Raw genomic sequence first — 19,662 nt, forward strand, 5'->3', positions numbered from 1 at the left:
ATTATTGAAGAGTGATATGAAACTGCCTCGCGCAGGTATTTTATTTAAAAATTATAAGTAACTGAAAGATTAAATCTTCTTCCATCCTTTTTACGGTAGGTTATTATATCCCCATCCGCTTTATTATATTTATTATCTCCCTTTACTTTTGTGGTGACATAGTCACCTGTCTGAGGATCATTGGCAGTCGTAAACCCTTCAGTGTTTTCATAATAGCGTGTCCAATCATCAAGCAGATTAGCCAAATTAAGTTTGACTTCCATTTTTTTATTTAAAAAACGTGCATAAAATTGTGCATCCAACTGCTTTGGAGCCAATTCATATTCAACTGCTGAGAGGTTAAAATTTCCGATATTTGTCCGATACCCCCTATGGTTATAACTTGTCGTAATTCCGAAATAATCGCCCCAATAACCAAACCCGAGATTTAACAGCCATGGCGATTGTCCCATCAAAGGTCTATCTTGCCCCGGATAACGCGACTGGCGACGTTTAGGTCCATCGGGGGTGGCGCCATCAATAGTTTCCCAATGGGATAACACATTGACTTTTGATTTCAGAAGCGTGCCATTAGCTGATATAAATAGATCTTTTAGCCATTCTTTATCGCCTATAAAGGCAAAGTTTTTTCGAATTTCTAATTCTATTCCTAAATTCCTTGCAGATTCCATATTTGCAAAAGTATAATTCCGCTTATCGTCTCCTCGATGTACTAGCTCTATCGGTTTGTCTAAATACTTATAATAGCCCGTGAGGGATATTATTTCACCGGAAGACGGATACCATTCAAAACGCATATCCAGATTATCAATCACAGTACTCTGCACTTGTTCTCCCGACACATAACCATCTAATTCAAAATCATACATCGCAAACATACCTACCTCTCTAAAATCCGGACGAATTACCGTACGCGCATAACTTCCTCGAATATTGAATGTATTGGTTAAACTGAATGTGGCATTAATAGATGGTAAAAACCGCCAGTTATTTTCTTTTACACCAAGTTCATAGGCTTCAGCACCATTTGTATCTCCCTTTTGATACTTTCTTTTATATAGTTCCTCCTGTCTACTATTAAGATCAAAATATTCAGCCCTTACGCCATACACCAACCGCAATTTTTGCCATAGCCTTTGATCAGCCATTAAAAAAAGTGCATGGGAACTCATTTCTCCATTATAATATCTTCCGCCAAGACCTTCGGCATAATAATATGCCTGTCCATCTCCATTTCCGATATTTTCATTTGAAAATAATCTATCATAACTCGACTCAATTGGAGGGGCAGGTATGCTAACCTTGCCAACCAAGGTCGATCGTGTCATAGGTAAAAATTTAAACAAATCCAACGCTCTTTTTTTGGTCCAAGCCTGGTAACCTAATTTTACAAGAGTTGATACTCCTGCGCCCCGTTGAAATTTCCGAGAAAATGCAGCGCTCCAATTATAATCGGTTTCATCTATACTAGTCCACATTCGCCAATCAGTTACCGCCCCTTTATTAGAAAATCCAGCAGTTGTCAATAAATTAGGTGTTTGAAAATAAGGTTGATCGTCTATCGTGGTGGTTATCCTATAGGAGAGCTTTCGTTCATCTAATATTTGCTGTTTAATCTTATTGATGGTAAACATTCCCTCCGCTTTTACATGCCAGGGCAGCTGATATTCTCCGATCAACTGATGCTGCTGCAACGACATCGCCTCAGGTAATTGATACGTCAGCCTATTTGCTTTTGGATCAGGGTCAGTGTATACTTTTCGAATACTTTCATTGTAATTATTGGCGTATGTACGTGCATATATATTTCGTAAAGAAACTTTAAATCCATCCGCTTGATACCCCATATTTGCAACCAATCCAGCGTTACTGTTAAAGCGATAAGAGGTGCTGGCACCATTGTCTCCGATACCAGTACTATCTATATAGTGCACTCCAATTAATGCAGACCCCCTCGTATTATTGAAAGCAACAATATTCTGCTCGTTTCTAAAGTTTACCGAAGCTGCAAAGCCGAATCGATTTCCGTTATTTAACTGATACAAGCGACCAAGCGACAAACGCATATTCTGATTAGGGTAAGCTTTATATTTATATTGCTTCATGGCATCACTGTTAAAGCGTTTGGACTGTGCGATAGCGTCCAAATCGTTGTACTTCACAGCATCGCCAAATTCAGTTGGATTTAAAGGGGTATTATTTAATTCCTCGTCTGTCAAAATATAACCTGGGGGCGCATCTAATAGTAAAGACCTACTATTCCATTGCCAGGTTCTTATTCCATCGGGCATTTTTGAAGATTTGTCAAAGAAACCGAAATATTCACTTGTATGTCGCTCTCCAAGTCGGTAAAAATCTTTCCCCAAAGTTTGACTATTACTTCCTGATCCAATTTGTATTGTTGTAAAATTCTCTTCAGGAATATCAATCGTATTCACCGAAACCTGTCCGCCGGAAAATTCAGCGGATACATCCGGGGTTGCCGTTTTATTGACCACCACCGAGCTCACCATCTCTGTCGGTATAATATCAAAAGAAAAATCACGTCTATTCTGCGAAGTACTCGGAATCACCACACCGTCCAACATGGCCTGATTGTAGCGATCGGACATCCCCCGCACAATGACGTTCCGGTTATTGACGGTGGTCAATCCGGTAACACGTTTTAAAACCTGCCCCATATCATTGTCCGGTGTTCGGGCAATCTGTTCGGCGGATATTCCGTCCGTCACCGACACTGCATTTTTTTGCGCCGCGTACAATCCGGCTACGGAAGCTTTTTTAAACGAGACACTGACAATAGCCGTTTCTAGCGCATTTACCTGCGTCTTCATGGCAATGTTTAACCCCGTCCGTTGTCCGCCCTGTATTTTAACCCCCTCAACACGTTGAGTCTGGTAAGACAGGTAGCTGACTTCCAACATGTAGGTTCCTGGTGCAGCATTTAAAAGATAGCTCCCATCGATCCCGCTCTGGGTTGATTTATTGGCCCCGATCAGTTTGATGCTGGCATTGGCCAAAGGCTGACCGCGATCATCAATAACTTTACCTGAAATATACCCATTCTGCTGTACTGGTTTTTCGATCAATGTAATATAGACACCGTTGTCATGAGCCATCAGGTCAGTCTCCCTGAGCAGATAACGCATGACATCGCGGACACTATTACTTTTAAAGATTTTGGCATTTACCTTTTTCTTTGCCAGATTGTATTTCGCTGCATCGAAAGCGATATGTATATTTTGGGATTCCAAACGTTCGAAAGCCGCCGGAATATTGGATTCACTAAAAGAAACTGTAATCTTTTTATTGAGTAACTGGCCGTATGCACCCGAAGCTAAAAGCATTTCGGCAGACACGATCGAAAGAAGTAAACCTACCAACGATGTCCTTATCATAAACTTAATATCGTTTTGCGTAACGTATTGCTTAAATTTCATAATTTTGTATGCGTATATAATATCTCTATAAGTTGTTGTATATGTTATTTATACCATCGCTAAATGGTGTATCATGTAGAGTTGACGATGGCCGTCGTCAGCTCTTTTTTTATCCCCAAACTAGTAAATATGCACTATCCTGCCCTCCTTCCTGGATTTGTTGTGATGAATTGCTTTGATACTTTCTAGGGTTGCCGTCCAGGACAGCTGCTTTGATATCGGCATGCTATACCGTTGTTGGGCAATGCGCTGGTCGTAGGTTTTAATATCCACATCATAGATATTTTTGACCGCCAGTGCCAATTCTGCAAAACTGCTTTGCTTAAGATAAACTCTCCCCTCCATCCAGCTATTACGTGTCGTCAGATCAAAAGTCTCCTGATTACTATTGTGGTTATTTTTGGTATAACGGATCTGTTCGCCACGGGTCAGCACACCCAGCGGATTATTATTGGCAATTACCTGCACTTTACCTGTAAATACAGACACCGATATATCATCCAGTTCCGCATAGTTTTTCACGGTAAAAGAGGTCCCCAGCACCTTGGTCTGTATTTGTCGGGCATTCACAATAAAAGCTTTTGTGGAATCTTTCTTGACCTCAAAATAAGCCTCTCCAGCTAGAAGTTCGACAACGCGATCCTTCCTGTCGTAGGAGACCGTATCCAATTTAATTTTGGAATACGCATTCATCACAACAATAGATCCATCAACTAAAAGCACCCGTTTACGCTGTGACGCACCGGTTTCAAAAATTCTGTACCCCGGCTTTAAACTCAATTCGTTTTGGGAGAAATTCAGATCTTGCTGCTTTTTCCAAAATAAAACACCAAAACACAATAGCAGGCTAGCGGCAACTGCTCCGCTCCAATAGCTTAGCTTCCGAATGACTGATTTCTTAGGCTTAGTCTGTATAATACATTGCTCTATTCGATTCCACAACCGAACCTCATCAACCTCTCCTTCAGGGATTTCCTGTCGATCGAGCGTATCATACCAGTGATCAATCAAGGACCTTTCGGCCTTGTCGGCTTTATTCTGCTGGTATTTATAGATTAAGGATTCAAAAATTCTTCTTTTCACTTTTTTTACTTGCTGTTTATATACAAGTCTTCAAAAATGTCAGAACGTACTTCAATAAATGGTTAATGTTTTATAAAAGAATTGTTAAGTCGATTTTTAGTCCACAATCACTTACAAACAACTGCTATTTACCTGGAAATTTCGTCCAAAACAAAAATTAGCAAGAGAGTAAAACTACCATTTTGAACGTTTTGATAATCAACTATCGCTTTTCTAAGTCTTTTGGATGCTTCGGTAAGGTTATTTTTCACAGTTTGCTCCGAAAGTCCCACGCGTAAAGCGATCTCACGAATTGATAGATGCTCCCACTTTAGCAAAAGTACCTGCCGCATATTATGCGGCATAATTTCCAATTCATCTTCCAGCATCTTTTCTAGTAGGAGGTAAGTTTCAAGTTCTTCGGGATGATGCTGTACATAATCAAAAATATGTTTGCTCCAATGATCCAGTAGGCTATCTTTTGCTTTATTGGAATTGAAAAAATCTATAATTTTATATTTGAGCATTCCCTTGAGATAAGCAGGAAGATTCATCTGGATATCGATCGTATGACGCTTTTCCCAAAATTGAACAAAAAGTTCTTGAAGAATATCTTCCACATCCTGGGAATCGCGAATACGCCGGGCAGCGTGCTGGTAAAGATCTTTCCAACAATATTGATATAACGCAGCGTACGCAGTAGTATCATCCCGTTCTTTAATAGCCCTTAGCCACTGCTGATATATAATTGGTATTTGATCCATACTAACATCAAAAATAAGGTTGGGATATTAAGTTTTTATTAATAAATGAATAAAGAACGCACAAAAAAAAGCAAAATAGTTTACCATGAAAACAATACTTTTCAACCCTTAATTATCTCTATCCCGTTGGTCAAATTTTACACTTTGATTTGAGATTTTTCAATCTCATTAAAAATCAATTATTTAAATTATTTGTTTATTCCGATTTTATTCTTATCTTTGCAACGCCTTAGGCAATAGTGCCTATTGTATATAATATTTCATGAACCCATTTTTAGAACTGGGAATCCGTGAGGAAGTTGTTAATGCCATCTCAGAATTAGGTTTCGAAAAACCTTCTGAAATTCAGGAAAAAGCCATTCCTGTTTTATTGACTGGTAACGACGATTTTGTCGGATTAGCCCAAACTGGCACAGGAAAGACCGCGGCATTTGGTCTTCCATTATTAGAGCAATTAGACTTTTCTCAAAAACACCCACAGGCATTAATCCTTTGCCCTACTCGGGAATTATGTTTACAAATCTCAAAAGATTTAGAAAAATTTGCTAAATACGTTAACAACGTACATGTTGTTGCTGTATATGGAGGTGCAAATATCTCAGACCAGCTACGTCAAATTAGACGTGGAGTGCAAATTGTAGTAGCGACCCCAGGTCGTATGTTGGATATCATTGGCAGAAATGCGATTGATTTCTCAAATGTAAAGTATGTTGTATTAGATGAAGCGGACGAGATGCTCAATATGGGCTTCAAAGAAGACATCAACAACATTTTGTCAGAAACCCCTGACGAGAAAAAAACTTGGTTATTTTCGGCAACGATGCCTTCTGAAGTGCGTCGTATTGCAAAGAATTATATGACCGATCCTGTTGAGCTTACTGTAGGTACAAAAAATACGGGTAATGCCAACATTGAACACCATTACTATTTGATCAAAGCAAAAGATAAATATGCGGCGTTCAAACGTATTGTAGATTCAAATCCTGATATCTTTGGTATCGTATTTTGTCGTACAAAAATCGAGACGCAAGACATTGCTGAAGCGTTGATTAAAGATGGTTACAATGCAGACTCGCTGCATGGTGACTTATCTCAACAACAACGTGACAAGGTAATGAAACGTTACCGTGACCGTAGCTTACAACTCTTGATTGCAACAGATGTAGCTGCCCGTGGTATTGATGTTAGTGACGTAACGCACGTAATCAACTTCTCGTTACCGGATGAAACAGAAAACTACACACACCGCTCTGGCCGTACCGCCCGTGCAGGTAAAACTGGTATTTCTCTTTCGTTAGTTAATGTGAAAGAATTGAGTAAAATCCGTCATCTTGAAAAGATCATTGGTAAGCCTTTTGAGAAAAAGCAAGTCCCTCAAGGTGCTGAAGTTTGCGAAAAACAATTATTTTCGATCGTTAAAAAGATTGAAAATGTTGAAGTGAACGATGAACAAATTAGCCCATTCTTGCCAGCAATTATGGAAAATTTGGAATCTCTTTCCAAAGAAGATATCATCAAAAGATTTGCTTCTCTTGAGTTCAACCGTTTCTTGGATTATTACAAAAACGCACCAGATTTAAATATCGAAGCGCGTGACGGTTCTCGTGAAGACCGCGGTGATAGACGTGATGGTCGTTCTCGTGAAGGTTCAAAAGGTTACACGCGTTTATTTATGAACTTAGGCTCAGTAGATGAATTCTCTCGTGGAGACATGTTGGGCTTTATCTGTAACAATGCGAACATTTCAGGAAAATCTATTGGTAAAATTGATTTAAAGGGTGTATTTACATTCTTTGAAGTTCAAGATGCTGAAGTTGAGAAAGTATTCCAAGGATTCCAGAACGTAGATTACAACGGTCGTCAAGTACGTATCGAAGTATCTGGTGAAGGAAAAAGTGAAGGCCGTAGCGACCGTGGCGGAAGAAGCCGTGGTGGTGAACGTGGCGGAAGACGTGAAGGTGGATATCGTGGCGGTGATCGCGGTGGAAGACGTGAAGGTGGATATGGTGGCGGCGAGCGCAGCGGAAGACGTGAAGGCGGATTCAGCGGCGAGAGACGTGAGCGTAGCAGTAACAATGGCGGTGGCTTCCGTGATTTCTCTGGAAAACGTAAAGAATCAAAAAGTAAATACTAAGTAAACAGTATTTAAAATAGAGTTTAAAGACTCTGGTATAAAAGCACATAGCTTGATATACCAGAGTCTTTTTCTGTATACCACCATCTCCTCTTACATACGCATTAATCCATGAATTGAATACGGCGGTCTCTATAAAAAAACGTAAATTAGCTGTATTATAAGAACTGGATTTTCACTATGCCAACAGCAACGAGATTATTTGATTTAGCATATCTTCAATATGATATTGCACCAGACTTTCCTATGTTTTCATTTAAAAAAGATAACAAATGGGTAAAACTGAGCAATACTGAATTTATTGAGCAAGTTAACCAGACATCGAAAGGTCTGATCGCACTAGGGGTGCAACCTGGAGAAAAGGTGGCCTTGATTAGTGAAAACCGTGTCGAATGGAATATACTTGACTTTGCTATCCAACAAATTGGCGCTGTTGTTGTCGCGATTTACCCCAATATTTCGACGTTGGATTATACCTATATTTTCAATCATGCCGAAATTAAAACCTGCATTGTCAGTTCAAAAGAACTCTATACAAAGATATTAACGATAAAAGATGATTGTCCTCAATTAAATGCGATCTACAGCTTCGAAAAAGAAGATGATCTCAACCATTGGAAGGATTTCGTTGCAAGTGGGGAGATTATTACAGATGAAACGCTAAACCAGCTACGTGATCATATAAAACCCGATGCTTTGGCGTCCATCATTTATACCTCTGGAACAACAGGAAACCCAAAAGGCGTTATGTTGTCTCATAAAAATTTATTGGCAGATACTTATAGTAGCGAATATTCCTTTCCTGTTCAACGTGGCGACCGGGCACTCTCCTTTCTTCCCGTTTGCCATGCCTATGAGCGCGTGTTCCAATATGTGTATATGTACAAAGGCTTGACAATCTTCTTTGCTCAATCCATGGATACAATAGGTGAAGACTTTAAATCTGTAAAGCCACATATTTTCTCTGCTGTTCCTCGGGTTTTGGAGAAAGTTTATGAAAAGATTATGGCAACGGGAGAACAGCTAACCGGGATTAAGCGGAAACTATTCTTCTGGTCTATAAACCTCGGCGAAAAATACAAACTCGAGGGACGCTCATGGTGGTATGATCTTCAGTTGAAAATTGCCCGTAAATTAGTTTTTTCAAAATGGCGCAAGGCCTTCGGTGATGATATCAAGGGAATTGCTTCTGGAAGCGCTGCACTACAGCAAAGGTTAATCCGTCTATACATGGCTGCGGGAATTCCGATCTATGAAGGCTATGGTCTTACTGAAGCCGGACCATGTATCGCCGTAAACTGTTATAGAAGAGGTATGAAAATTGGAACAGTTGGCTTGCCATTAATTCATATCGAAATTAAGCTTGCGCCCGATGGTGAAATATTGACGAAAGGAGAAAATAATATGATCGGTTATTATAAAAATCCGGAGGCTACAGCAGAAGCAATTAAAGATGGTTGGTTGTACACAGGAGACATTGGCGAATGGGTAGATGGCAAATTCCTTAAAATTATCGATCGAAAGAAAGAGATGTTCAAGACCTCTGGAGGAAAATATATTGTTCCTCAGCAGATTGAATCGAAGCTGGTAGAATCTCCATTTATCGAACAGGCCATGGTACTTGGAGAAGGGCGTAAGTTTCCTGCAGCTTTGATTTTTTCCAACTATACAAATCTCTTAGAATGGTCGAAAACAGCATTTCCCTCCCTGGCAGATCTTTCTAGACGAGATTTTCTAAACAGCCCTGAACTGAAGCAGAAAATCGAGTCGGAACTAAACCGTATCAATAAAAATTTTGGAAACTGGGAACAAATCAAAAAATTTGCCATCATCCCTAATGAAATGACGATTGAGACCGGTGAATTGACCCCTACTTTAAAGATGAAAAGAAAAGTTATCCTACAAAAATACGAACGAGAGATCGAGCAAATTTATCAAATCTAGCTTACAAAAAAATCCTTTGTTAAAATACAAAGGATTTTTTATTATCAATAAAGTATGGTGTTACTTTTTAGCAATCCGTTGGCGAATTGCTTCGTAGATCACAACTGCCGCAGAAACTGATACATTTAATGAACTGATTTCACCATACATTGGAATCTTTGCAAGGTTGTCCGCAATACGGATTAGGTCATTGGATACACCGATATCCTCCGCCCCCATAATCACACAGGTTGGCGACGTATAATCGACATCGTATATACTCGTCGTCGTTTTCTCTGTACTAGCGACTAACTGTACACCAGAATCAATCAAAAATTTACCTACTTTTGAAAGGCTATCGTGGCGGCAAACAGGGATTTTATAAAGTGCTCCCGCAGATGTTTTTATCGCGTCAGGATTAACTTCAGCAGAGCCTTTTTTGGGAACAATGATCGCATGAACACCCGAACATTCAGCTGTCCGCGCGATAGCGCCTAAATTACGCACGTCTGTTACTCCATCCAACATCAAAAGTAAAGGTGTTTCACCCTTTTCATAAATCTGTGGTAGAAGATCTTCAATATCGTAATAGGTGATTGGCGAAATGACAGCGATTACACCTTGATGGTTTTTGCGTGTTATCCGGTTTAACTTCTCGATCGGCACCTGTTGAAAAGCGATATTATGCTCTTTTAGCAAGGCTTTCAATTCTAGAATCAAACTACCACTCAAACCACGCTGTATAAACAATGACTCGATCTCTTTACCGCTATCGATTGCTTCCATAACAGCACGAATACCAAATACCATCTGATTCACCTCACGTCTTTCGCCGTGGTCGCGATCACGTCTCTGAAAATTTCCTTGCATAATAAAAACTAAATATTCTGCTCTTCATAGAAGAGATTGCAAATGTACAAAAATAAACAACAATTAAAGTCTCCGAATTAGCTTAGCCCCAAGTTGAACTCCTTCCGCAACGTATCCAATAGTGGGTTTTTATTGACCATGGCTTGATACTTCTCCTGTGAGGTATAGGGTTTGCGCGAAATAGTGTGCTCCATCATCACCCCCTTTAGATCCAACGAAAAATTCTGGAGCTTCACACGCAGATAATTCAGTACATCGACCTTTGCACTTTGCAATACATCCATCTGAACTCCATTTTCAACATCAATTTCAATCAATACACCATTTAATCGGGGCTGCATGGCCGTCATCATGGTGTATAGGTTAATCTTGTTTTCTGCTTTAAGCTGTTCAGCATAACTGTTCCAAACCGCAATAAATTGACCGAATGAAACCTCACGTTGTTCGCTTCCACGTATCAATTCTGGTTCGTCCCCTTCTTTGGCAACCGCATTGTTATCGTATATGGTATTCAAGTCGGGCAAAGAAGGAATAATTGCCGAAGCGGAAGCCCCCCACCCACCTTTTTTCACTTTTGGAGGAACATTCGAAACAGGATCCTTTTTCGGTTCGGCCTTTGCGTCCGAAGCCTGATAATTTACAGGGGTAGCTTGTGGAGGTGGCGGCGCAACCTGTTTTTCAATAACAGGAACATTGCTTGATGAAATTATCGGAGGTGTAACGACAGCCGAAGCCCCTTGTTTTGGCTGTGCTGCTATTGGCTCAGGAAGTTTTTTTTTTACTTCCTCGCTGGCCGAAGACATCTGGACGGATCCAAGCTGGCTCAATTTGATCGCATGTGCTATATGGCAGGTCTTGAGAAGTGAAAGTTCGACCTGCAAACGTTGATTTTTACTCGTCTTATAGTTAATTTCACATTGATTGGAAATATTCAATGCTGATAACAAAAATCCCGGAGAAGCCTTTTGAGCTTGCTGCAGATATTTTTGACGAATACTATCACTAACTTCTAGCAATTTTAAAGTTGACGGTTCTTTGGCAACGAGCAAGTTTCTGAAATGCGATGACAGACCTGCAACGAAATGACTGCCATCAAATCCGTGGTTCAAAATTTCATTGAAAAGCAGTAAGGATTGTGCTGCGTCTTCAGTTAAAATAGCATCTGTTAACTTGAAATAATAGTCGTAATCTAAAATATTTAGATTATCAATGACAGCTTGGTAGGTGACATTTTTATTGGAGAAGCTGACGATCTGATCAAACATCGACAGCGCATCTCGAAGCCCACCGTCTGCCTTTTGTGCAATGATATGCAATCCATCCTGATCATAAGCGATACTTTCCCGATCTGCGATACTAGCCAAATGGTTAGCCATATCTTCCACTTTGATGCGGTTAAAATCGAAAATCTGACAACGCGAAAGTATCGTCGGTAAAATCTTATGTTTCTCTGTCGTTGCCAGAATAAAGATTGCATAAGAAGGCGGTTCCTCGAGGGTCTTCAAAAATGCATTGAAAGCCGCCTGAGACAACATATGGACCTCGTCTATGATATAGATTTTATATTTTCCTGCCTGTGGAGGTATCCGTACTTGCTCAATAAGATTACGGATATCATCGACCGAGTTATTCGATGCTGCATCCAGTTCATGAATACTAAATGAATTACCGTTTTGGAAAGATTTACAGCTGTCGCATTCGCCACATGGCTCAGTACCCTCTAAGATATTTTCACAATTTATTGTTTTAGCTAAAATGCGTGCACAGGTAGTTTTACCCACACCACGAGGACCACAAAACAAAAATGCCTGCGCCAACTGGTTGTTGTGTATCGCATTCTTTAAGGTACCCGTAATGTGTTGCTGACCTACAACCGAATCAAAGGTAATCGGGCGGTATTTACGTGCAGAAACAATAAAATTATCCATTGCACGAAGATACGAATTTTAATACTATTTTTCCACGTCACATTGATTTGCAACTGTAGCGGATAGCTGAAAGCTTTCGTTAAGCTTAAAAAAACCAATTTATGAAGCACTTGAAACACCTATTCTACGCTTTTTTATGTAGTACACTTCTCTTTGTAGGCTGTAAAAAAGAAGACAGCTACGACGAACTCACAAGTCTGGCAGCAGCTAAAATCCAACAAGCGGTTAAGCTAACCGAAAATATTTCCTGCAGTGATTTAAAGGAATGCCGAGTTGACACGCTTTATTACACCTATGTACCCGTACACCCGAGCTTTGAACAAGCCTATAATACATTAATTACCGAAGCTGCAGCACTCAAAGAAAGGGCACAGAAAGTATATAAAGGACCTATTGTTTACGACACCAGTGTTTCGCCCAACTATCTTCCTCCTCATTTTGGAATACGTTGCATCGCCGGCAAACTGAAAGTCGCCTCAGCTAGAGATTTGGAACTATCAGAGATCAACCAACGACTGGCAGATCTGCTCCCCAAGCTACAGACCTTTTTTGATGACATTCCCTGCAACGACCCCAGTAAATGGCACATTGCCCCCTTTCGTAAAGACTGCGAGTTTATTTCCATATTGTATACAGACAAAGAGAACTTTGCTGAGTTTGGGAATATGGCAGAACAATATAACCATTTGGACAATGCCAAAAGAACGCTGGATAAAAGCTTAAATTGCAGTACGACAAATGACAAACCAGCTAAGGGTGTAATTTGTGAAAATAATAAACCTAAAGTCACCTACTAATCGCGTAATTTATCGAAAAGCTGAGTCTTTAAACTATAGCTTCTTCGCAATTCCTTCGCCCTTTGTTCGCCCTTTGTTCGCCGTGCGTCCACTCTCGCTCCACTGATCCCCCACTCTTTCCCCACTGTTTATGTGGGCCCGAGGTGGAGAATCAGTGGGCAGGCAGTGGGGGAACTCCGAAGATGGTACGAATCAGTCCCGAAAAGCTAGCGAACAAAGTCTCCCTAACATGCACTGGCAAACGATTATGTCTTACACTGGAATAAGTTTACATATACTATCAATTTGCGGTAGGCTAAAAATATTTTCTACAATTTTTTCGAAAAGCAATTACAATTTGTTAAATTTATATTACACTAATGTTATCAAATTGTTAAGAATTGAGATCAAGAAAAATATATCTGGTGTTATTCACCATCATCGTATGGTTGACCTGCGCTTCAGAACAGCTGTGGGCGCAACATCATGATTTCGATTTTTATGACGGAAAGGTATCCATTGATGTTCCGACTTCCTTTAACATTCCATTCAAAGACAGCTTGACGATAGCGCATGTACAAAAATTCTATCAAACAGCGGATCAGACAGATTATATACAACTTATAAATAGTTTGCTTGAATACAAAGATGAACATCATTTGAATGATTGGGTGTATTATCAGTTGATTCGCCGTACCGCACAACAGATTGCTCCGAAAGCTGAAAATTATACACGCTACACGTTGTACAAATGGTTTTTAATGTGTAAATCTGGTTATGACGCCCGCTTGGCTGTTGGTAATAATCAAATCATATTTTTCATTCAGAACAAAGAAGATATTTCTGATATTCCATTTTTTGAAATTGACGGCAAGAAATATACCTGTTTAAATTTCCATGACTACGGAAAATTGTTTCAACGAGCTGACACCTACATTCCAGTCAACATAAAGATTCCGGAAGCTATCGAAGATTTCAGTTATAAAATCACAAAATTGCCTGATTTTGTACCTGCAAACTATAAGGAAAAGCAGATCGCGTTCAATTATGGCCATAAAGCCTACCATTTTAACATCAAGTTGAATGACGATATCAGTGACCTTTTTAAAAACTATCCTGGTGTGGATTTTGAAACTTATTTCAATATTCCGCTAAGCAAAGAAACCTATCAATCGCTTATTCCGGCGCTTAAGGACAATTTAAGTGGAAAGAGCCAACAGGAAGGAGTGGATTATTTAATGCGGTTTACCCGGTATGCCTTTTTGTATGAAAATGATGAAGAGAATTTTGGAGCTGAAAAACGTCTTTCGGCTGAACAAACCCTATTAAATAAATACAGTGACTGTGATGATCGGGTAGCCCTATTTTTTTATCTGGTAAAGGAAATTTACAATCTACCCATGATTACCCTGTTATATCCCACACATGTGACGATGGCCGTTCAATTTGAACATCCTATTGGTGACGCTATTTTGTACAATGGAAAATATTATTCGGTCTGTGAGCCTACACCACAAGCGCAAACACTAGATATAGGTCAACTATCTGAGGAGCTTAAAAATCAGTCTTATCAGATTGTCTATCATTATGAGCCCAGATAATATTACTTTTTAAATCGCAGTTCGATATTGGCTTTATAGTATATGATTTAGCTAAAATCAATATTTTGCTGAACAATAAATGATTCTCGACAGCGCTTTTGCGCTTTCTAAAGCTTACTTATAAAATCAAGCACATCAGCATATTTACCATCCGTACGGTTTACGGCTATTGTTACGGTGTTTTCCACGCTTCCAGATCTTACTGTGATTACATAATCCATCCCGTCTACACAACGTGCACACTCTTGGATTTTAGCATCCAATAAGTTGTAAGTTTCGACATATGACGACAGCTTTCTAAAAGTTTCTTCACTGGTTCTATAGCTTTTATCTCTTGCCGTTTGAGGACTTCCATTAGTCTCTGCAGGATACTTTACCGCTGTATTAATTTGATCTACACTGATATTTACAAACTCACCCCAGCCAGAAATTCCTTTTATTTCGACTTTCAGCCCTGTCGTTTCTGAATCAGTTGTATTATCAGATTTCTTACAGCCCAAAAGGAGTAAAATACCCATTAAAACCAAGTAGATCGCATTTTTCATATTTTAAGATTTATTTTATTTCTCTTTACAACGAATTATCTCATACATATGCTACAAAAAAATCCTGCTCAAGGCAGGATTTTTCTATCTATTTCACTATACAATAACTTTTTTTTTAGAAAGAAGCTCCAGTAGCAGCTACTGATGCTGATTTCAGGATGAAGTTTGGCGCTGTTAAACTATATGGGTTAACCAAAAGATTTTTAGCAGCCGCATCATCCAAGAATGTATTGTTATTTGTTGTCAAATACGTTTTTAATAAATCAACGGTAGCAAATGAAGGTATTGAACCATCGGCTATCATAGCCCTTTCTGCCGTAAATGATTGGTAGATATTATTTTTGATCAAAGATGTTTTATCTGTCAATGCGTCACCAGTTTCTTTATCACGTATATCAATTCCATAACGCATGTTGATAAAGATTGAGTTAGCAAGGATCATCTTACTTCCTCTTCTCCACAAATTCGCGTACTCATGCTTTGCATCAACCTCTGTATTTCCTGGACCTATCAAAGTCATATTTGAGATTACGGGACGCGTTCTTGGAGAAGAATCAAAAACTTTCTCTGAATTATCGGATTCAATTCCATTTGATTGCCCCGCTTGATCCGCTAATTTCGGATCTCTAAGACCTACTAAGAATTGAAGTTTTCCTGAGTAACCATTATCGAAATCAAAGATATCATCGATATTTGCTGTAGAAACAAGGTGCTTAGCATTTACTGTACCGCCAAACCACTCAAAAGAATCATCACCAGAATAGGCCACTTGAACATATTCAACGGTTGTCTTAGAACCAACTGAACCAAACGTAACTCCGTTAATTTCATTATTGGTCGTATAAGCGATACCAGGAAATTCTACACGTACATATTTAAGAACACCTGAGTTATCGTCCGCAGCAGTCCCACCGTGGTTTCCGTATGGAGCTGTCAAGCCACCTTCGATCAGCCCCGTGCCGCCAGGGATATTGTTAGGAGCTTTACCTAAGATAATTATCCCACCCCAATCGCCGGGAGCTCTAGTACCAGCCGGTTGATTTGAAGTAAATACAATTGGCTTTGCTGCAGTTCCTTCAGCATTTATTTTACCACCCATAGTGACAACCAGCGTTGCTTTGGTATTTTTATCGCCTCTAATAACTGTTCCTGCAGGAATTGTTAATGTAACACCACTTTTAATATATACAAAACCTTTCAACAAATATGTTTTTGAAGCGTCTAAAGTTCTGTCCGTAGCTATTTCACCTGAAAGCTCTTCTGTAGCAGTAGAATATGCCGTTTTGTTTGGCTCATAATTAACCCATCCAGATGTCCAGTCAGTAGTACCGAACGCTCCTTTGTAGGCTACCTTCTCAAAGAATGAATCTGCAAGTGATTCATTTGAATCACCAGGTTTAACAGGAGGATCTATTACTGCAGGATCACTCTTGCTACAGCTTGCAAATGCAGTCAATCCTGCTGCTAAAACAGCTAAAAGATTTAAGTTTAAATTCGTTTTCATTTTCATGTTTTATTTATACAAAAAGAATAATTTAATTTAACGATACAATTAATACTATGTTAAGGATTTATGAATTAACAATATACTACCAAAATTTATAAGAAAGAGTAAGAGAAACAGTTGATCCATATTGCTCCGCTCTATTGATATTATCTGTGTTTTTATTGAATGCTGCGTTCGGATCTGATCCTTTTGGCTTTTGATAGAAATAGGCTTTATTGTTTAAAATATCACTGTAGTTTAATTTTACTTCGGCCCTAGAGTTCGCAAATTTTTGCGCCAGCTGCAAATCAAGAATATTCCTAGAATATTCGTAAATATCTGGATCTTCCGCATTACCAATTGCCCATATTCTTGGTCCTACTCTATTATATAATAGTGTAATCGCTGTAGTATTTGGATTTTTGGTCGTATATGACAGTCCAGCATTGATTAAATAGGGCGATTGTCCTTGTAATTTTCGTTTACCGGTCGAGTTTACAGTAGTTGGAACGATAACTTTCGAATATATATATGACCCGTTAGCGTTGATAACAAAATTATCCAATCGCTCATCAATAAATTTCAGATTCTTACGTATCTCAGCTTCCACACCAAATACATCTGCAGATTTTGAATTGGTATAATTGAATGAACGGCCCGAATTACCTAACTGTAATGCTTGCTCGATCGGGTTTTCAAAATACTTATAAAATGCCCCTATCGATAGTACTTCTCCAGCAGTCGGATAATATGCATACCCCAAATCAAAATTTGACGTCTTCGATTGTTTCAGATTAGGATTTCCTCTAACATTCATATTCTTATTAAAGTCATAAAATGGAAAGGGAGCCATCTCTCTAAACTCTTGTCTACCTACTGTCTGTGACGCCGCAAAACGAAAACTCTGTTTGCTATCCAAATTATAGATCAAATTCAGTGATGGTAATAAAGAGATTGTCGTTGTATCAACACCTACTGGATTACCATTGTCTTCACTATTCAACTTTAGATTGTATGATTCAAGACGAGCGCCTGCTATTACCCTTAATTTCTCCATTACAATTCCATCATACATCAAATAACCAGCATTCAAAAATGCTTTCGCATCATAATGATCACCGCCATTAGTTATTTCATTCAGTATAAATCCATTTGGACGAATATTAGCTTGATCAAAAATTTTATCTTGTGGAAGTTTTAGTAAGCTCGCGTCGAAGTTTCCATTTCGAATAAATCCAATCACCCTGGCATTAAAATTTCTGTCACGTAACTGGTTGAAATAGCCTGCTTTCAATTTGTCATTTTCCGAGAACAAACGTATTGGCAAGGTCAAATTTAAAGCTCCTCCGTAAGAATTCTCAGTCATTGTAGAGTTGAAATTACCAGCCCTGTCCGCTGTGGAGGAACTTGTAGCTGAAATCGATGCAATACCATCTTTAGAATATTCCATACGCTTGTAACCAGGTTCATCTCTATCTGTACGTCCGTAATTCAATGACCAATCTAATTTCAATTTACTCTTCTCTAAAAGAACATGCTCACCAGACAACTGATTGGTTAAAATAGAACGTTGCAACAAATAATCCCCTGTACGATAAAATTCACTACCAGAATCATCTTTCCCTTCTCGGAATGTAAATTGATTCTCTAAGATCCTGTTGTATAAATTTTTAAATGAAATCTTATTTGATTTCCAAGAATATGAGAAATTTGCAAGAGCACCTAAATTTGTATTGTAACTATATTGATCATCATGGAATACTTCCGGCAATGATTGCCCAACATACGCTTTTTGATCGGCTTCTCTTTTTCGTTGGTCATAGCGATAAGTCAAGGAAAGAATAGTTCCGAATTTAGAATCATCTTTGAAATTTTTAGTAGAACCGTAGTTTAACTGAAAATTCGGAGTGAGTGTTGATTTCTTCGTATCATATCCCCAATTGTTTTTAAATAATTTAGAATACTCAAAAATTTCATTTGAATTATTTTGTAAAGCTTGAAAATCTTTTGTTGAAGGGAAACTCTTAGGAATTTCACGATCACTGCTCGCAAAACCAAAAACTTCGCCTCCAGCTCTTTTTGCTGAAGTGAAATTTTTAAATGTAGATTGCGTATTATAAGATGTTCCAATTGATGCATCAAGGAAATTTTTCTCCGGAAAATCTTTCGTATTCACCTGAACCACCCCCCCAGAGAAATCAGCAGGAATATCTGGTGTTGCAGTTTTGTTGATAATGATCGATTCAATTAAATTCGAAGGAATAATATCAAATGAAAATGCACGTTTATCTACTTCGGTATTAGGTAAAATCGCATTGTTCAACATAGCTGAATTATAACGATCGCTCAACCCTCTTACAATAACATATTTATTATCTTGAATACTAGCACCACTTACGCGCTTAATCGCTTCAGAAGTATTTCTATCTGGGCTTCTCTTAATTTGTTCAGTCGAAATACCACTGGAAATTCTAGCACTATTCTTTTGTTGGGAGTACAAAGCATTGATCGACTCTCTTTTAAAAGTTCCTGTTACGACAACCTGATCCAATACTGTTCCCCCAGTATTATCAAGTACTACATCTAGTGTCGTAACATCTTTATCTTTTATATCTACATCTGTAATTTGCTTAGTAGCAAATCCTACATAGCTAAATTCTAATGTATACTTACCCGCAGGTACTGCGGGAATATTATAATTACCAGTCACATCCGAACTTCCCACTCTCGCCGTCCCGAGCACCTTAACTGTCACCCCTGTAATTGTTTCACCTGTTTTGACATTTGTTACTTTACCCGCCACCTTTCCACTGCCCTGTGCATAAACTGTTGTTGACGCAGCTACTGCTAGCGTTACGACAGCAGCGATTCTTTTAAGTTGTAATTGTGGTTCCAATTTATTTGTTTTTTGTTTCTGCAAATCTATTAGCAGAATATTAGGTTAACATTAACAACAAATTACCATTACATCAATCCGCTGTTAATTTAATGTTACCTATCGTTGTTATTTTTCGATTTTCAGTAAAAAAGAGCTTTTATAGCGAATTAGCGTCATATTTGAGCCTGTTATATGGAAATGATATTAATGAAGTGTAAGTAAATTATTAAGCACTACATTTATTAACACAATTGG

Annotated in this window: 12 protein-coding genes; 4 read left to right on the top strand and 8 right to left on the bottom strand. The window is 38.8% G+C overall.

Features of this window, described 5'->3' with window-relative positions; translation table 11 throughout:
- Positions 1-44: 44 nt before the first annotated feature.
- From B2W36_RS05050 to B2W36_RS05060, 3 genes are all read right to left on the bottom strand, one after another.
- Positions 45-3,398, bottom strand: a complete 3,354-nt coding sequence (locus B2W36_RS05050; RefSeq protein WP_293886617.1) for a TonB-dependent receptor — start codon at positions 3,396-3,398, stop codon at positions 45-47.
- A 162-nt stretch (positions 3,399-3,560) separates the two neighbouring features.
- On the bottom strand, positions 3,561-4,523 hold the full coding sequence (locus B2W36_RS05055; RefSeq protein ID WP_293886618.1) for a FecR family protein: 963 nt from the start codon (positions 4,521-4,523) through the stop codon (positions 3,561-3,563).
- Between the two features lie 128 nt (positions 4,524-4,651).
- On the bottom strand, positions 4,652-5,266 hold the full coding sequence (locus B2W36_RS05060; RefSeq protein WP_209579088.1) for an RNA polymerase sigma factor: 615 nt from the start codon (positions 5,264-5,266) through the stop codon (positions 4,652-4,654).
- Positions 5,267-5,528: 262 nt separating this feature from the next.
- Here B2W36_RS05060 and B2W36_RS05065 point away from each other — a divergent pair, with 262 nt between their 5' ends.
- Together B2W36_RS05065 and B2W36_RS05070 are read left to right on the top strand one after the other, a co-directional pair.
- Positions 5,529-7,400 (top strand): DEAD/DEAH box helicase, encoded by a 1,872-nt coding sequence (locus B2W36_RS05065; RefSeq protein ID WP_209579087.1) that lies wholly within the window; start codon positions 5,529-5,531, stop codon positions 7,398-7,400.
- A gap of 180 nt (positions 7,401-7,580) precedes the next feature.
- Positions 7,581-9,344: an AMP-dependent synthetase/ligase gene (locus B2W36_RS05070; RefSeq protein WP_293886619.1), complete on the top strand. Its 1,764-nt coding sequence runs from the start codon at positions 7,581-7,583 to the stop codon at positions 9,342-9,344.
- Between the two features lie 60 nt (positions 9,345-9,404).
- Here B2W36_RS05070 and rlmB read toward each other — a convergent pair whose 3' ends face one another.
- Positions 9,405-10,193: a 23S rRNA (guanosine(2251)-2'-O)-methyltransferase RlmB gene (gene rlmB / locus B2W36_RS05075; RefSeq protein ID WP_293886620.1), complete on the bottom strand. Its 789-nt coding sequence runs from the start codon at positions 10,191-10,193 to the stop codon at positions 9,405-9,407.
- A gap of 77 nt (positions 10,194-10,270) precedes the next feature.
- Positions 10,271-12,121, bottom strand: coding sequence for a DNA polymerase III subunit gamma/tau (locus tag B2W36_RS05080; protein WP_293882445.1), 1,851 nt, complete (start codon positions 12,119-12,121; stop codon positions 10,271-10,273).
- 101 nt (positions 12,122-12,222) lie between these two features.
- On the opposite strand from B2W36_RS05080, the gene B2W36_RS05085 reads away from it, so the two are divergent.
- A complete protein-coding gene (locus B2W36_RS05085; RefSeq protein WP_293886621.1) occupies positions 12,223-12,918 on the top strand; it encodes a hypothetical protein in 696 nt (231 codons plus the stop codon).
- 380 nt (positions 12,919-13,298) lie between these two features.
- A complete protein-coding gene (locus B2W36_RS05090) occupies positions 13,299-14,498 on the top strand; it encodes a hypothetical protein (RefSeq protein WP_293886622.1) in 1,200 nt (399 codons plus the stop codon).
- A 107-nt stretch (positions 14,499-14,605) separates the two neighbouring features.
- On the opposite strand, the gene B2W36_RS05095 is transcribed toward B2W36_RS05090, so the two are convergent.
- The 3 genes from B2W36_RS05095 to B2W36_RS05105 form a co-directional block, all read right to left on the bottom strand.
- Positions 14,606-15,043 (bottom strand): hypothetical protein, encoded by a 438-nt coding sequence (locus B2W36_RS05095; RefSeq protein ID WP_293886623.1) that lies wholly within the window; start codon positions 15,041-15,043, stop codon positions 14,606-14,608.
- Between the two features lie 115 nt (positions 15,044-15,158).
- Positions 15,159-16,547 (bottom strand): hypothetical protein, encoded by a 1,389-nt coding sequence (locus tag B2W36_RS05100; protein ID WP_293886624.1) that lies wholly within the window; start codon positions 16,545-16,547, stop codon positions 15,159-15,161.
- A gap of 85 nt (positions 16,548-16,632) precedes the next feature.
- Positions 16,633-19,425 carry a TonB-dependent receptor gene (locus tag B2W36_RS05105; RefSeq protein ID WP_293886625.1) on the bottom strand — a complete coding sequence of 931 codons (2,793 nt, stop codon included), beginning with the start codon at positions 19,423-19,425 and terminating at the stop codon, positions 16,633-16,635.
- Between the last annotated feature and the right edge of the window lie 237 nt (positions 19,426-19,662).

The organism is Sphingobacterium sp. UBA3549 (genome assembly GCF_002376635.1).
Lineage (GTDB): Bacteria > Bacteroidota > Bacteroidia > Sphingobacteriales > Sphingobacteriaceae > Sphingobacterium.

Excerpts from the sequence above, each read along its gene's own strand:
- B2W36_RS05050 (WP_293886617.1), bottom strand. The coding sequence starts at position 3,398 with ATGATAAGGACATCGTTGGTAGGTTTACTTCTTTCGATCGTGTCTGCC.
- B2W36_RS05060 (WP_209579088.1), bottom strand. The coding sequence starts at position 5,266 with ATGGATCAAATACCAATTATATATCAGCAGTGGCTAAGGGCTATTAAA.
- B2W36_RS05065 (WP_209579087.1), top strand. The coding sequence starts at position 5,529 with ATGAACCCATTTTTAGAACTGGGAATCCGTGAGGAAGTTGTTAATGCC.
- B2W36_RS05070 (WP_293886619.1), top strand. The coding sequence starts at position 7,581 with ATGCCAACAGCAACGAGATTATTTGATTTAGCATATCTTCAATATGAT.
- rlmB (WP_293886620.1), bottom strand. The coding sequence starts at position 10,193 with ATGCAAGGAAATTTTCAGAGACGTGATCGCGACCACGGCGAAAGACGT.
- B2W36_RS05080 (WP_293882445.1), bottom strand. The coding sequence starts at position 12,121 with ATGGATAATTTTATTGTTTCTGCACGTAAATACCGCCCGATTACCTTT.
- B2W36_RS05085 (WP_293886621.1), top strand. The coding sequence starts at position 12,223 with ATGAAGCACTTGAAACACCTATTCTACGCTTTTTTATGTAGTACACTT.
- B2W36_RS05095 (WP_293886623.1), bottom strand. The coding sequence starts at position 15,043 with ATGAAAAATGCGATCTACTTGGTTTTAATGGGTATTTTACTCCTTTTG.
- B2W36_RS05100 (WP_293886624.1), bottom strand. The coding sequence starts at position 16,547 with ATGAAAACGAATTTAAACTTAAATCTTTTAGCTGTTTTAGCAGCAGGA.